This is a genomic window from Yoonia tamlensis, from assembly GCF_900115105.1.
Lineage (GTDB): Bacteria > Pseudomonadota > Alphaproteobacteria > Rhodobacterales > Rhodobacteraceae > Yoonia > Yoonia tamlensis.
In genome coordinates this window covers 1,841,009-1,855,996 of record NZ_FOYP01000001.1, presented here as the reverse complement: position 1 = coordinate 1,855,996, position 14,988 = coordinate 1,841,009, and the positions used below count along the sequence as shown (strand labels likewise).

Genomic DNA, 14,988 nt, shown 5'->3' with positions numbered 1-14,988 from the left:
TTACAGGCTCAACCGCAGTTCGGTGATTTGCTCGGCAATCTGTTCGAAAATTGCTTCCAGCTCGGCACCTTGTGTTTCGTGATAGTGGCCCGCCACCGATGATGCGCAGCTTGACATCTGCGAGCTACCGGCACCCATTGCGATCGCATGCACGATGATGTTTTCGCCCTTTGCAGCGGTGCAGATTTCCTCGAGCTGCCGGTCGGCGTCAGCCTTTGAATAGCCCGAATAGGAAACGGTGTTTTCGCTTTCGCGCGGAATGACGGGGGTGATGTTCTGGTAGCGGTTCCAGTTGTACCAATAGGCGTGCGGGTATGTGCCCCAGATAATGCGTTCGTCAAGTTCATCATAGCGGCTGGGTAGTATGCGCTTGCCGGCCACGTTCTGACCATCGGTCATGAGAATGACGTATTTCACCGTCGAGACACCATCATCATTGGCAGAATAGTTCGACGGGCGTTCACCGGCAAATGCAGGATCAATGCCTGATGCATTGCCCAGCAATGTGCGCATCGACGGATCAAGCAGGGACACGCCCCATTTCATACCCAGATGGATCGCCGTAAAGGTTGTTGGCTCATAGCTGTTGATCGCGGCTTTCAGCTCGTCGGCGTCTTGTGACAACGGGATGATATGCGTTTGCATGCCGCCGGAAACTGTCGCAGGGCAAAGCGGCAGGCGAACCGTGCTTGTGCTGCTACCAGAGTAGTGATCGAATGTCTCAACCTGATGGTAGGCACGCGATGTGTCAAATGTGGTTGTCAGGAATTCGTCCGAGTCGAAATCGATACAACGGCTTGGGTTCGTATACCAGTCACCCACGCGATTCGCTGCGGGCAAGAGCCTGTCAGTTTCAAATTCGAACATTGATGGGTCTTCATCCAGCGTCAGCTGGTCAAAAATCGCATCGCCAATATTCACCTGCTGTGAATAGGCAATAAGGTTGATCGAGATCTGGTCTTCGTAGTCTTCGATCAACAACTGGTCGATAAAATTGTTTGCCGCTTCCTGCAGGATGGTGATGCGGTCACTACTATTGCCATTGGCATCGGTTGCGCTGGACCCCATCGACCCGGAAATATCAAGCACCAGCGAGATTTCAATGTTACCGGCACCCTCAATCGCGGCTGACTGGGCGGGAACAGACAGTGTGTCGATGCCGGCAAGACGCAGATAGAAAGTATCCAGATTCAACCGCGACTGCACACTCACAGAGCGCGAAGCGGCCATGCTGTTTACAGACGGTTCGCCGATAATATTATCGCCATAGCCCGTTTTTTCGAACATATCGACGACGACATCCTTGGCGTCGAGGCTTTGGTCAAGTTCGGCCGCGGCAAGCACAGCGCGGTCTGCAACGCTTTGCAATTCGGCGCGCTTTGCCTCGAACCGCATAAAGTCCACGGCCATGCCGCCCATGATCAACATCGTGACCAGCAAGAGCAGGGTCATCACAATAATGCCGCCGTCCTCGTCTTTGGCAAAACGCCGCAAAACGCTGTCGCGCTGATCGATCACTGGAGTCTGAATATTCTTTGTCATCGGCTGATTTTTCCCCGCGGCAATACACCAAGGCTTTCATACGCTAATCTGAAAGGGCTGCATAACTGAATATAAACATGACATGAACGCCAGAGCATGTGATGGCAAGAATGTGGCGATACTTTGGCGCAAGGCTGCTGACCTGCGGTAAACTGCGAACAATTCGATGCGTGGGCGGCAATTGTTCATGAATTTGTCGAGTTCTGCGATTTGCGGGTCGGCAATTTGTTGCCGTTTCGCCTCGGTCTGATTGTGCTTGCGGGCATTGTGCTGCCAAAAATGTCGCGAATCGGCGCGAAGGCGTGGTTTTGCGTGCCGTACATGCGGCTGCAAATTCACGCATAAGCACATGGCAATTGCCCCGCAACTGCGCGATACTGCGCGCATGAGTTTGCCGCCCGGTTTCCTTGATGAATTGCGCAGCCGGCTGTCCTTGGGGCAGGTCGTCGGGCGCAAAGTCATGTGGGATACGCGCAAGTCAAATCAGGGCAAGGGCGATCTTTGGGCGCCGTGCCCGTTCCATCAGGAAAAATCCGCGAGCTTCCATGTCGATGACCGCAAAGGGTTTTATTACTGCTTTGGCTGTCACGCCAAAGGCGATGCAATTACATTTGTACGCGAAACCGAAAATGTCGATTTCATGGAGGCCGTGCGCATTCTGGCGGGCGAGGCGGGGTTGCCCATGCCCGAACGCGACCCGCAGGCGCAGCAAAAGACGGATCACCGCAGCGCATTGGTTGCGGTGATGGAACAGGCGGTACAGTTCCACAAGATGCAGCTTCAAACCGGCGCGGCGGCACAGGCCCGCGAATATCTTGAACACCGCGGTTTGAACCCCGAGGCCCAAGCGCGCTGGGATATCGGTTTTGCCCCTGCGCAGGGCGGTGTACTTGAATATCTGACGGGCAAAGGGGTCGCCGAAAAACTGATCGTTGACGCTGGTTTGGCGGCGCAAAGCGACCGCGGAAGCGGGCTTTATAACCGGTTTCGCGACCGGATCATGTTTCCGATCCGTGACGGGCGCGGGCGGCCGATCGGGTTTGGTGGTCGCGCGATGGACCCGAACCATCCGGCGAAATACTATAATTCACCGGAAACCGATTTGTTCGACAAGGGCCGTAGCCTGTATAACCAAGGCCCCGCCCGCGAGGCCGCAGGCAAGGGCAAGCCGCTGATCGTCGCCGAAGGTTATATGGATGTCATCGCCCTGTCAGAGGCCGGATTTGCGGCGACCGTTGCGCCGCTTGGCACCGCGATCACCGACAACCAGTTGCACCTTTTGTGGCGGATCGCGGACGAGCCGATCATCGCATTGGACGGCGACACGGCCGGTTTGCGCGCGGCGATGCGTGTGATCGACATTGCGCTGCCGCTGCTTGAGGCTGGGAAATCGCTGCGCTTTGCGCTGATGCCCGAAGGGTTGGACCCCGACGATCTGATCAAAACCCAAGGTGCCAGCGCAATGCAAAAACTGCTGGATGGCGCGATTCCGATGGTACGAATGCTCTGGGATAGAGAGCTAGAAGCAGCACCAGCTTCGACGCCAGAGCAACGCGCTGGACTTGATCTACGGTTGAGAATGGCTATCGGCAAAATTCAAAACCAAGATGTTAAGCGCTATTACGCGGAAGCAATAAAGGAACTTCGATGGATTACGTTCCGCCCCAACTACTATGCTCCCGCGAATAGATTTGATCGTAGGAAGGCCCCCGGCGGTCCACTAGCAAGCACTAAAGCTTCAGCGCTAGTAAATGACCCAAACGGCCGTTCGATCGAGGCTCTGCGAGAGCGGGTCATATTGGCGCTATGTGTACGTCACGCACAAATGCGTTCCGAGTTTGAGGCCGCATTGGAAAATTTCGAATTCTTGGAGCCTGATCATCAAGAACTGGCATTGCGTTTGATCGACGTGGCGCTGTCGCATGGAGATGATGAAATACTGATGTATTTAGGTAAGTTCGGCCTGGAGTCCGTCGTATCAAAAATTTTCAACGATCCCATGGTCCGAGTTTTGCCAGCCATGCAGCGCGATGTGCAATTTGAAGTTCCACGCATGACTCTGGCCGAGCAATTTGCCAAGCTTGATGCAGAGCGAGGTCATAGGCAAGCGATGGAAGATGCAGAATTTGATATGTCAGGTTACGTAGATGAAGGCCTGACGCACCGCGTGCAGCTCGCCAACTACGCTCTAAATGATTCGGGTGGCACATCCCTCGAACAGTCAGTGGAATATGATGTGAGTAGTAACGGGCTTTCAATGGATCGATCTGAGCGGGACGCCCTTGCAAAAATTGTTGCAGACATCATATCTAACACCAAGAAACCGAAGAAATAACTGATTACAAACATGGTCATGAAGTTAGTTCTGGTGGCGACCGGATGAGCCATGCCGTAGAGTTGACGGTTCTGGAGTGTCACATATTTGAAAACAAGGTGCGATCTGCTTGCGAATCAGTGCAATGCAGGTTTGATTCGACGCTAACCGAATCAGCCGAATCACTTCGGCGCGCAAACGACGACTTGGAAAGGTCCTTTTGATGGCTGCGAAAGACAACGACGATCGTAAGAATGCGGACCAGGACGGCGATGACAGCCTTGATATGAGCCAGGCAGCGGTCAAAAAGATGATCGCTGATGCGCGCGAACGGGGCTACATCACTTACGACCAGTTGAACGCCGTTTTGCCGCCAGAGCAAGTTTCGTCCGACCAGATCGAAGACGTGATGTCCATGCTGTCGGAAATGGGCATTCAGGTCACCGAAGAAGAAGAATCAGAAGAATCCGAAGAAAACCAGTCCGGCACCGAAGTCGCGACCGTTGCCGGTTCGCGCGAAGTGGCGCTTGGTGGTGCGGAAACCGAAAAACTCGACCGTACCGACGACCCCGTGCGCATGTATCTGCGCGAAATGGGATCGGTTGAACTGCTGTCACGCGAAGGCGAAATTGCCATCGCCAAACGGATCGAGGCCGGCCGCAATACGATGATCCTCGGGCTGTGCGAAAGCCCGCTGACATTTCAGGCGATCACGATCTGGCGCGACGAGCTTTTGTCCGAAGACATTCTGCTGCGCGATGTGATTGATCTGGAAACCACCTTTGGCAACCAGTTGGGCGAAGACGAAGAACCCGTCGTCGAAGCCGTTGCCGGTGCGCCGGCTAAATCGGAAAAAACCCAAGAACTGGACGCTGACGGCAACCCGATTGCCAAAGACGACGAAGAGGACGAAGACGATCAGGCCAATATGTCGCTTGCCGCGATGGAGGCCGCGCTGAAGCCGCGCGTGCTCGAAACGCTTGAAGTCATCGCGCATGATTTTGCCGAATTGTCCGATATGCAAGACGCGCGGATGTCCGCGACCCTTAACGAGGATTCGTCGTTCACCGACAAGCAGGAAAAGAAATACCAGAAACTGCGGTCGGAAATCGTGCTGATGGTGAATTCACTGCACCTGCACAACAACCGGATCGAAGCGCTGATTGACCAGCTTTACGGCATCAACCGCCGGATCATGCAGATCGACAGCTCCATGGTCAAATTGGCCGACCAAGCCCGGATTAACCGTCGCGAATTTATTGATGCCTATCGTGGTCGCGAGCTTGACCCGAACTGGCTTGAGGAAATGGGCGAAAAGGCGGGCCGTGGCTGGCAGATGATGGTCGAAAAATCGACTGATAAAATCGAAGAGCTGCGCGGCGACATGGCCCAAGTTGGCCAATATGTTGGCGTCGACATCACCGAATTCCGCCGCATTGTGCAGCAGGTCCAAAAAGGTGAAAAAGAGGCGCGTCAGGCCAAGAAAGAAATGGTCGAAGCCAATCTGCGTTTGGTGATTTCGATTGCCAAGAAATACACAAACCGTGGCCTGCAATTCCTTGATCTTATTCAGGAAGGCAACATCGGCCTGATGAAAGCGGTTGATAAATTCGAATATCGCCGCGGTTATAAATTTTCGACCTATGCGACATGGTGGATCCGTCAGGCGATCACGCGCTCTATCGCGGATCAGGCGCGCACGATCCGTATTCCGGTGCATATGATCGAAACGATCAACAAGCTGGTTCGCACGGGGCGCCAGATGTTGCACGAAATTGGCCGCGAGCCGACACCAGAGGAATTGGCAGAAAAACTGCAAATGCCTTTGGAAAAAGTCCGCAAGGTTATGAAAATCGCGAAAGAGCCGATTTCTTTGGAAACGCCCATTGGCGACGAGGAAGATTCGCAGCTTGGCGATTTCATCGAAGACAAAAACGCGATCTTGCCGCTGGATTCCGCGATTCAGGAAAACCTGAAAGAAACCACAACGCGGGTGCTGGCATCCCTGACCCCACGCGAAGAACGCGTGCTGCGCATGCGTTTCGGGATCGGCATGAACACCGACCACACGCTCGAAGAAGTCGGCCAACAATTCAGCGTAACGCGCGAACGTATCCGCCAGATCGAAGCGAAAGCACTGCGGAAGCTGAAACACCCAAGCCGGAGTAGAAAGCTGCGGAGCTTCTTGGATCAATAATTAGAAAGGCGCCTCCGGAAACGGGGGCGTTTTTGTTTTGGAAGCGTGGAGCATAAATTATGCTAGAGTACTGGCCCTCTCAAGAAAAGACTAAACGGTTTGTGGTGCTGGGTGGTGGTGATGCCGCCTACAATAACGTCAAAAAAATTATTGATGAATTGAGCGCTGAAAGTGACCGTGGAGCGGTGATCGTAGGGTCAGCTTTTTTGGATGAGATATTACAAGAAATATTAGTCGCCTACGCGCAAAATACAGCTCATATGGAAAAGCTGGTTTCGAACATGCGGTCTTCGACAGTTGCCGATTTATGTCTTTCTTTAGGCCTCATCTCCCAAGATGAACGGGACACATTAAAGATTTTGACGCAAATTCGTAACAAGTTTGCTCATCGTGCGACCATCAGTTTTGACGAGCCGTACGTCGAAACCCGCTGTGGTAGTTTGCAATTTGTAAAATGGTCTAAAGAGCAAAAACCTCCTGCAAGAGATCGGTATTTAGCAAATATTTTCAATATGATAATGGAGATGGAGGATAGGCCTTCATATCTTCGAGCCCACCCTATGCCAATCGTGGACATTCAGAGGGTTGTTTCAAGTGTACAACCTTAGTAAAGCTTCGAATGGTACAGTAAATTTAGATTTGTCCTTGGTGCGGTCGATAACCTCGACTCAAATGGGCTATGTGCTCGTCGTATGGACATAGTTGTTCAGGCTGATTGATTGCGATTGGAAACTGACTTCTTTCGCTTTTGTCGCTTGGACGGTACGGTAAAAAACCGAAAACACGGAGCCTTCTCATGTCCCTTTTCAAACGCCTTTTCGGCGGCAGTGCCGCACCCGCCGTGGTCCCTTCGGAAGAATACAACGGCTACACCATCACCCCAGAGCCGATCCGCGAAGGTGGTAAGTTTCGTCTGGCCGCGAAGATCGAAAAAGAGATCGACGGAGAGCTGAAGGTGCACCAATTGATCCGCGCGGATATGCTTGAAAGCGAGAATGTCGCGCGGACCGAAGGGGCGGCCAAGGCCCGCGTGGTCATTGACCAGCAGGGCGACAGCATTTTCCGTTGATCAAAAGAACCGCGCGATCTTATCAAGCGGTTTTTTGTATTTCGCCACCGCAGGCACGGTTGCGTCCTTGGACGGGTGACCGACCGTCAGGATCATCACCGGTTTTTCGGAATCGGGGCGGTCAAGCGCGGCATTCAGGAACTTCATCGGGTTGGGGGTATGCGTCAAACACGACAGCCCCGCGTTATGCAGCGCGGTGATCAAGAACCCCGTTGCAATGCCCACGCTTTCAGGGACGTAGTAGTTTTTATACCGCGTGCCATCGTCAAATTCGCCCCAGCGCTGTGCGAAAATCACGATCAACCAGGGCGCGGTCGTCAGGTGCGGTTTGTCTGCATTGGTGCCGATGGGCTCGAGCGCTTTGATCCATTCGTCGCTGCCGCCGCCGTCGTAAAATTTACGTTCTTCAACCTCGGCTTCCTCGCGGATACGCGCCTTGAGCGCAGGGTCAGACACGCAGGCAAAAAACCATGGCTGGTGGTTGGCGCCAGACGGCGCGCTGCCCGCGGTCATCAGGCAATCTTCGATGATTTCGCGCGGCACCGGCTGGTCTGTGAAATCGCGCACCGAATGGCGCTTGGCCATAAAGGCGCGAAAATCGGCGGCCGCGGCTTGGGCATCTGCATCCGTCATTTGCGCATGATCGGGCAGGGGCATGGCGCTATAGGACATTTTTTCTTTTGCAAACATTATTCGGCTCCCTGAATTTGGGCAGAGTTAATCAGCAGCCACGCCCGAGGCCAAGGCGAAACCTAAAAACCGTCGGGATAAAACTGTTTCAGTTCCGCCTTTAGCGGATCAAGGTGCTTTTCATAGCGCGCCCAGCGTTTGACCGAGCTTTTGTAAATCGGCTGCCGCACCTGCCATGTAGAGATTGTTCGTGCCCGATTTTCGTTTTGCTGGTAGTCAAGACATGCAGGGTCCCAGTCAAGCCCGAGAAAATCAATGACCTCGCGCGCCTTACCTTCGGTGTCGGCAACAATGTCCTCGTAATGCACTTCCATGATCGGGTTTGGCACCACATTCTTCCAATGCGCCATAAGGCTCCGGTATTCGCAGTAATATTGGCCCAATGACGTCAGATCTTGGGTATAGCTGTGAAAGCTGTTGAGCGGAGCAAGATAACACGACACGCAATTATCCATCGGGTCCCGCAGAGCGTTGATAATACGCGCTTTTGGAAACATTTTGGCGAATAGTCCCAAGACTTCGAAGTTGTGAAGGTTCTTGTCAACGATCCGCAGCCTGTTTGGCTGCGCAGTTGTAGACGCCTCAAGATATTTGGCCGCGAGTGCCTGCGTCTGTTCGGGGCTCATATTGCGGATCGCGCTAACAATTGCGGGGCCATTTTGTGGCTTCACACCGGCATTTGTCGAAATTTCGCGCAGGTTCCTGCTTTCGCCGATGCCGCCGATTTGCGGATGGCTTGAAAGGATCTGTTCAAGCAACGTGCTGCCGGAACGGGGCATCCCCACAATCAGAACGGGGCTATCGCTGTCATCGCCCTGCGCCCCAAAATAATCGGCCTTCGAGACGCCGGACAGCACGGTGTTGACAAATACCCTGTTGACCGCGCGGTTATGCCGTTTAGCTTCAAGCGCCTTCGCATCGGTGAAATGCCGGAAAGAGGTTTCAAAGTTGCCGATGTCGTTTTCCGCTTTTCCAAGCACGCGCAACAATTCAATCTGGCCTGGCAATTTCTTTTCGATCATTAACGGGAGGGTCTTGTCGCGTATGCGTAGATAAATGGGATCGTCGGCGGTGATTTTGCACGTCTGGTTCCAGATCAGGTAGTTCGCAAGGCTATCCGGAAATTCCCTAAATATGTCGCGACAGATGTTTTCAGCGGTCTTGAGCGCGCCTGTGCTGCGCAGTGACTTTGCATAAAGCAGGCGCGAGGGGAGGTGTTTGGGCCGGATGGCAAGGCATGTTTCCATGCAAACGGTTGCGGCGGCAAAGTCTTCCATTGTCGAATAGACTGTTGCGGCAACATATAATCCGTCGGGTGATTTCGGTCCGAGCTGCAGGCTTTTGTCAGCATGCGCTTTTGCTTTGGGCAGCATATGGAGCCGGCAATAACACTCGGCAGCCAGTTCATGGGTCAGTGCGGCCCGCGGGGCAAGTTTCAAAAGTTTGGGCAGTAGCGCGTGTGCTTTCTCTGTTTTGTCCATTCGGCGCATGTACAGATGGATAATCACAGCATAGGCGTTGGGGTCTTTGGGAGCGCGTGCAATGGCCTTTTTCAGCAGCTGTTCGGCCGCCGCAAGTTGTCCGGCTGCTTCGGCGGCTTTGGCCTGCCTGATAAACGGGTCTTTGGGTGCTTTGGCCATCTTGGGTCTCGCTACGTTACTATGCCCGCTGAAAACCATGTTTTGAGGTTTCCCACAAGTGCAGCGCGGGTAGTTGTGCTTGGATCTTGGAACGTGCAAACTGGGCAGATGCAGACAACATTTGAAATCACGACCCGTGGCGCCGGGCTTTGCAAATTTGCCGATCGCTCAAGCGGGTTTGCCCAAGGCGTCTATTTGTTTGAACAACGCGATCATTCGCTCAACCGCCGCGGGGGCGCACATCTTGGCCAATAAACTGAATAAGGTCGCCACTTTGGGTCATGCGATGGCATTGGCCAAGGCTGGCCGCACTGCCGATGCGGGACAGATGTACGAGCAGCTGCTGGCGCAAAAGCCGCAAAATATTGTTGTCCTTAGCGCCGTTATCAGTTTTCACAACCGCTATAGTATGCGTTTCCGGCGCGCGTTACCAATGCTGCAATTGCTGTTGAAACTGCGGCCCAAAGCCGCAAGCAGCCACGCGTTGGCCGCCGAAACAATGTGTAATTGTGCGCGGTTGGCCTCTGCTAGTCAGCATGCGCAAACCGCGTTGGCGCTGGCGCCCGATGACCCTGACGTGTTGTTTATTGCAGCCCATGTTGCAATGGCACAGCGAGAATATGACACCGCGCTAGGCCATTTAACACATGCCTTGGAAATCCGGCCGGGGCACAGGCAATCCATGTTGCAATCTGCCAGGGCATTGGTCGCTACGGGCGAATTGGCGACGGCACAATCGCTTTGCCGCGATCTATTGCAGGCCAATCCCGACGATATGAATGTGATCGGGCTTTATATTCATGCAACGCGGATCAAGTCAGATGACCCGATTTTTGTGTATTTGCGCGACGTTATATTGCCAGCAACGGAAAAAATTGGCGGAATGCATCTTTCAAATGTGGTCAAGCAGTTGGCCAAGGCGTCTAATGACTTTGGTGACTATGACGGGGCATTTAACCTGTTTGCGCGGGCCAAGGCGGTCTTGCCGATGCAATATGACGCCAAACACTACGCCAACTTTGTGAGTACCCAATGTACAAACATCAGTCGGGCCGACTATTTTGCGCGGGGCAGCCAAAGCGACGCGCCAGTGCTGATCGTGGGGATGCCGCGAAGCGGTTCAACCCTGCTGGAACAGGTGCTCGCCAGCCACGGCCAAATTGGTAGCGCGGGCGAAAGCCCAAGCCTGAACGTGATCGTGCAAGACACCAAAGCGCGCAGTCACAACGGCGAAGATCTGGTCCGTGCGATCAAGCAAATTCCCGATGGCGCAGCGCAAAAAATGGCGGCAAGGTATTTGGCAGAAACCGCCCAAACGGGCGCGCTGCGGACGTTGGATAAGTCCCTGCATAATTTTGAATTGTTGGGCTTCTTCGCGGTCCTGTTTCCGCGTGCACGGATCATCCATATGCGCCGCGATCCGCTTGACACTTGTGTTTCGTGTTACATGCAAAACCTGTCAGCTTGGCATAAATACACACAAGATCTCGATAGTTTGGGGCACGCCTATATGCAATATGATCGCCTGATGGCGCATTGGGAAAAGGTGCTGCCAAACCCGATTTTGCAGGTGAATTATGAAGATGTCGTGCGTGATATCGAAACCCAAGGGCGCAGGGCTGTTGATTTCCTGGGGCTCGATTGGGATCCGGCCTGTCTTGAATACCAAACCTCTAAAAATCGGGTGCAGACACTCTCAGCGGGGCAAGTGCGTGAACCGCTTTATACGTCATCCATGCGACGCTGGCAGCGGTATGACGCACATCTTGCACCGTTGAAGGCCCAGCTGAAACCGCTGTATCCAGACGGGTTTGATGCACCGGCCAGCAGATCGGGACGCGTGTAGGAACTGAGTCCCAATCGCCACGATTTGCACCCATCATCTAGCGGTGTGAATTGCCCACTACCCAAAACCTGTGCGGGTTCCTATAGTGGCTGTGGATAACTTGGGGTTTCCCCCAATTGCGAACTGACGAGGACCGGATATGCGTTGCCCATTTTGCGGAAATGTTGACACTCAAGTCAAAGATTCACGACCAGCCGAAGATCATTCCGCAATTCGCAGACGGCGGCTTTGTCCGGCTTGTGGCGGGCGGTTTACGACTTATGAGCGGGTGCAGCTACGTGATCTGGTGGTGATCAAATCCAATGGCCGCCGCGAAGATTTCGACCGTCCGAAACTCGAACGCTCTATCCGTATCGCCTTGCAAAAACGCCCTGTCGAGCCTGAACGCATGGACCAGATGATCAGCGGCATCGTGCGCCGTCTGGAAAGCATGGGTGAAACCGATATCCCGTCCGGCACCATTGGTGAAATCGTGATGGAAAGCCTCGCGCGGATTGATACGGTGGCTTATGTGCGCTTTGCGAGCGTCTACAAGAATTTCCAAGCGGCCGATGATTTTGACAAATTTGTCAGTGAATTGCGCCCCAGCGACCCCGCAAAAGAGTGAGCCTGCAATCTGACGAAAGGTTTATGGCGCTTGCCCTGAATTTGGGGCGGCGCGGGATGGGCCGTGTTTGGCCGAACCCTGCTGTGGGCTGTGTGATTGTGCAGGGTGGCGTGATCGTCGGACGCGGGCGCACTGCCGATGGTGGACGGCCCCACGCGGAAACGGCAGCACTTGCACAAGCTGGCGCCGCTGCGCGTGGTGCGACCGCCTATGTCACGCTTGAACCTTGCGCGCATTTTGGCAAAACCCCGCCCTGCGCGCAGGCGCTGATTGATGCAGGCGTGGCCCGTGTGGTGATTGCGCTGGGCGATCCTGATCCGCGCGTAGCGGGGCGCGGCGTGCAGATGCTGCGTGACGCGGGGATTGCCGTGACGACCGATATTCTGGCTGATCAGGCCCGCGTCGATCACGCCGGATTCTTGCTGCGCATCACGCACAACCGCCCCTTTGTGACGCTTAAACTTGCGGGCACTTTGGATGGGCGGATTGCCACCGCGACGGGCGAAAGCCAATGGATCACGGGGCCTGAGGCCCGCCGCGCCGTGCATATGATGCGCGCGCGTCATGATGCGGTGATGGTGGGGGCGGGCACGGTGCGTGCCGATGATCCTTCGCTAACTGTGCGCGGGCTTGGCATTGCGCGCCAGCCGGTGCGGGTGGTTGTGTCGCGCGGGATGAAAATCCCCGCCGATTGCCAGCTTGCGCGGACCGCGCGTGAAACCCCCGTTTATCTGTGCCACGGTGCCAATAGCGATGCATCCGCTTGGGTGGATCAAGGCGCGCAAAGCCTGCCTTGCGCCGTATCCGCAGGCCAGATTGACCCGCTTGCGGCGATGAACGCGCTGGCGGATCGGGGCATTACCCGTGTATTTTGCGAAGGCGGCGGCATGTTGGCTGCGTCCCTTTTGTCGGCCGGATTGGTCGACCGATTGGTCGTGTTTACCGCAGGTCAGGCCATCGGCGCCGAAGGCACGCCAGCGCTGGCCGCAATGGGCATTGACCGTCTGGCGCAAGCGCCGCGTTTTGTGCTGGAACAGGTGCAGCCCTTGGGCGGCGATATCATGCATATCTGGCGGCGGGCCTAGCGTCTGCGCCACAAAGGGGCGGCGCTGGCAAAGACGCCTTGCAGTTTGGCCAGACTGCGGTTCAGCGCGCTGGCATCGGGAATGTCATCATTTGCAAGCCGGTCGACGATCACCTCGACAGGGCAGGGCAGCCCTGTAAGCGGATCAAAATAGCGCGGATAGCTGATCAGCGCGGCATGGGTCAGCGCGATCAGATCAACCTGCGCATGGCGGCGCGCGATTGGCATGGCGCGATCATCTGTCAGTCCCCAGCCTGCATAAAACGGCATCCCCAAACAGGTGACTTGCTTGCCGCGCAAAAGCGCCTCAAACCCGATCAATGATGTCATGGTCCAGACCGCATCAGCCTGTTCAAGGGCCGCAAGCGGGTCGGCGTCTTGCAGCACAACATCCGCCCATTGCAGCGCGTCGGGCACAGCGCCGGGGCGCAGCCCTGCCTCGACATCCGGATGGGGTTTATAGGCGATAATCGCGGCAGGGTTCGCCGCGCGCGCGGCCCTTAGCAGATCGCGGTTCGTCGCCACATCCGTGCAGCCCAAACGGATAGAGGCGTCATCCTCGACCTGTCCGGGCACCAGAATGCGCCGCCCTTTTGGCAGGTCTACTGTGGCGGGTTTTGACAGGTTATATTTCGTCAAACGCGCATCCAGCAGCCGCGTGATCAGCGCCTGTGCGCGGGCGCGGTCGCCGTCAGAAAGGTCATCCGCGCCGTTGATCAGGTTTTCAAGCGCGCTGGGCCGCGTTGCGTCATAATAAATGCCGATGTCATCCAGCACGAGGCTGAGCGGCGCAACCAGATCAGCGCCAAGCCCGCGCGAACGCAAGAACCCGTCTTCGACCAATGTGGCGTCTGTGGCGCCTGTGCTGGCCCAACGCATAAGGCGGCGATTTGTCTTGTTGGCGCGTTGCGCGGCGCGCGCGCCTTTGGCAAAGATCACGCGTTTATGCGCGCCAAACAGGTCTTGCAGGGGTTTTCGTTTCCACAGACGCATATTGGCGGCGACCCAGCCGTTGTGATCGTCACGCCATGCGCGTGCAGCGGCGGCCAATGTGACGCTTGCCTCTTCAAAGCTGCACAGGCGGTCATGGAAGGGGTCGTACCATTTGGGATAGATCAGCATCGCCCCTGCAAACAGTTGCGCGCGCGTCAGGTTGCGCTGGCGGCGTTGCAGCGGCTTGCGGTCATCGGTCAGCCCCCAACCCATGTAGAACGGTTGGCCAAAGACCACGGGCTTGTGCCCTGCCAGAATCGCCTCGAACCCCAGTTGTGATGTGACCGTATAGACCGCAATCGCGCCTTCCAGCAGCGCCCAAGGCGACAGCGGCGCGTCACACAGTTCAATGCGGCTATCGCAGTCTTTTTCGGTGAAATACCCCGTGCGGTGGCCCGCGACAGTTTCGGGGTGGGTTTTGATTACAATGCGCGCGCCGGGATGTTCGGTGAGCGCGAAAAACAACATCTCGCGGAAGGTGTTGCTATCGGCGCCGCTGGCCTTGATCGACGCGTCCTTGCGGGTTTGGTCGATGACCAGAACGTAACCCGCTTCGGGGGTAGGGAGGGCAGGGTCAAAGGCGTTGTATTTCGACAGATGCGCGGATTTGAGCAGCGCAATTCCTGCGCGCGCGCGGTTTAATAGTGCTGTGTTATCCAGCGGGTCTTCGTTCAGGATCGTTTCAAGATCGCTGGGCACGCTGGGATCAAAATGCACGCCGCGCGTATCAATATTCAGCCCGATTGGCGCGTCACCATCGCGACCCAGCCTGACGGAACGCAAAAACGAATCCTCAACCCGCACGATCGGCGAATCCTTGCGACCGGCGACCGCCTCGCCGCGCGGGGCAGTGGGGCTATGCCCCCAAACCCCGACCTGATCACCCTCTGCGGGGACACCCAGCCGGATTTCATAGCCCGCCAGTTCGATTATGCGCCGCACGCGCCCTTTGGTCAGCAGCCCGCCATTATAGACAAACAGGTTTTTGCGATCCGGCACCCGCATG

At 55.6% G+C, this 14,988-nt stretch carries 11 protein-coding genes; 7 read left to right on the top strand and 4 right to left on the bottom strand.

Translation table 11 applies throughout. The annotated features are described in order from the left end of the window. Positions 1 to 1,542, bottom strand: coding sequence for a Tad domain-containing protein (locus BM320_RS09565; protein ID WP_090199374.1), 1,542 nt, complete (start codon positions 1,540 to 1,542; stop codon positions 1 to 3). Between the two features lie 385 nt (positions 1,543 to 1,927). Between BM320_RS09565 and dnaG the strand changes: the two genes are divergently transcribed. The 4 genes from dnaG (at position 1,928) to BM320_RS09540 (ending at position 7,122) form a co-directional block, all read left to right on the top strand. Next, entirely contained in the window at positions 1,928 to 3,877 is a 1,950-nt protein-coding gene (gene dnaG, locus BM320_RS09555) for a DNA primase (protein ID WP_090200528.1), read from the top strand. Positions 3,878 to 4,079: 202 nt separating this feature from the next. After that, complete coding sequence (gene rpoD / locus BM320_RS09550) at positions 4,080 to 6,053, top strand: RNA polymerase sigma factor RpoD (RefSeq protein WP_090199370.1); 1,974 nt, start codon at positions 4,080 to 4,082, stop codon at positions 6,051 to 6,053. 59 nt (positions 6,054 to 6,112) lie between these two features. After that, a complete protein-coding gene (locus tag BM320_RS09545) occupies positions 6,113 to 6,661 on the top strand; it encodes a hypothetical protein (protein WP_090199367.1) in 549 nt (182 codons plus the stop codon). A 188-nt stretch (positions 6,662 to 6,849) separates the two neighbouring features. Further along, the gene (locus BM320_RS09540; protein WP_090199365.1) at positions 6,850 to 7,122 is read left to right on the top strand and encodes an HlyU family transcriptional regulator; all 273 of its coding nucleotides are present in this window, start codon (positions 6,850 to 6,852) and stop codon (positions 7,120 to 7,122) included. Here BM320_RS09540 and BM320_RS09535 read toward each other — a convergent pair whose 3' ends face one another. Together BM320_RS09535 and BM320_RS09530 are read right to left on the bottom strand one after the other, a co-directional pair. After that, on the bottom strand, positions 7,123 to 7,812 hold the full coding sequence (locus tag BM320_RS09535; protein WP_090199363.1) for a nitroreductase family protein: 690 nt from the start codon (positions 7,810 to 7,812) through the stop codon (positions 7,123 to 7,125). It lies immediately after the preceding gene. Positions 7,813 to 7,874: 62 nt separating this feature from the next. Beyond that, complete coding sequence (locus BM320_RS09530; RefSeq protein WP_165615022.1) at positions 7,875 to 9,452, bottom strand: tetratricopeptide repeat-containing sulfotransferase family protein; 1,578 nt, start codon at positions 9,450 to 9,452, stop codon at positions 7,875 to 7,877. Positions 9,453 to 9,696: 244 nt separating this feature from the next. On the opposite strand from BM320_RS09530, the gene BM320_RS09525 reads away from it, so the two are divergent. The 3 genes from BM320_RS09525 (at position 9,697) to ribD (ending at position 12,990) form a co-directional block, all read left to right on the top strand. Further along, positions 9,697 to 11,298: a tetratricopeptide repeat-containing sulfotransferase family protein gene (locus BM320_RS09525; RefSeq protein WP_131802368.1), complete on the top strand. Its 1,602-nt coding sequence runs from the start codon at positions 9,697 to 9,699 to the stop codon at positions 11,296 to 11,298. Positions 11,299 to 11,437: 139 nt separating this feature from the next. Then, a complete protein-coding gene (nrdR, locus tag BM320_RS09520) occupies positions 11,438 to 11,905 on the top strand; it encodes a transcriptional regulator NrdR (protein ID WP_090199357.1) in 468 nt (155 codons plus the stop codon). Between the two features lie 2 nt (positions 11,906 to 11,907). Then, entirely contained in the window at positions 11,908 to 12,990 is a 1,083-nt protein-coding gene (gene ribD / locus BM320_RS09515; protein ID WP_278246431.1) for a bifunctional diaminohydroxyphosphoribosylaminopyrimidine deaminase/5-amino-6-(5-phosphoribosylamino)uracil reductase RibD, read from the top strand. On the opposite strand, the gene BM320_RS09510 is transcribed toward ribD, so the two are convergent. After that, positions 12,987 to 14,987, bottom strand: coding sequence for a capsule polysaccharide biogenesis protein (locus tag BM320_RS09510; RefSeq protein ID WP_090199354.1), 2,001 nt, complete (start codon positions 14,985 to 14,987; stop codon positions 12,987 to 12,989). The genes ribD and BM320_RS09510 overlap by 4 nt on opposite strands. Position 14,988: the final 1 nt, after the last annotated feature.

Coding starts and splice junctions, on each gene's coding strand:
- BM320_RS09565 (WP_090199374.1), bottom strand. CDS start 1,542: ATGACAAAGAATATTCAGACTCCAGTGATCGATCAGCGCGACAGCGTT.
- dnaG (WP_090200528.1), top strand. CDS start 1,928: ATGAGTTTGCCGCCCGGTTTCCTTGATGAATTGCGCAGCCGGCTGTCC.
- rpoD (WP_090199370.1), top strand. CDS start 4,080: ATGGCTGCGAAAGACAACGACGATCGTAAGAATGCGGACCAGGACGGC.
- BM320_RS09545 (WP_090199367.1), top strand. CDS start 6,113: ATGCTAGAGTACTGGCCCTCTCAAGAAAAGACTAAACGGTTTGTGGTG.
- BM320_RS09540 (WP_090199365.1), top strand. CDS start 6,850: ATGTCCCTTTTCAAACGCCTTTTCGGCGGCAGTGCCGCACCCGCCGTG.
- BM320_RS09535 (WP_090199363.1), bottom strand. CDS start 7,812: ATGTTTGCAAAAGAAAAAATGTCCTATAGCGCCATGCCCCTGCCCGAT.
- BM320_RS09530 (WP_165615022.1), bottom strand. CDS start 9,452: ATGGCCAAAGCACCCAAAGACCCGTTTATCAGGCAGGCCAAAGCCGCC.
- nrdR (WP_090199357.1), top strand. CDS start 11,438: ATGCGTTGCCCATTTTGCGGAAATGTTGACACTCAAGTCAAAGATTCA.
- BM320_RS09510 (WP_090199354.1), bottom strand. CDS start 14,987: ATGCGGGTGCCGGATCGCAAAAACCTGTTTGTCTATAATGGCGGGCTG.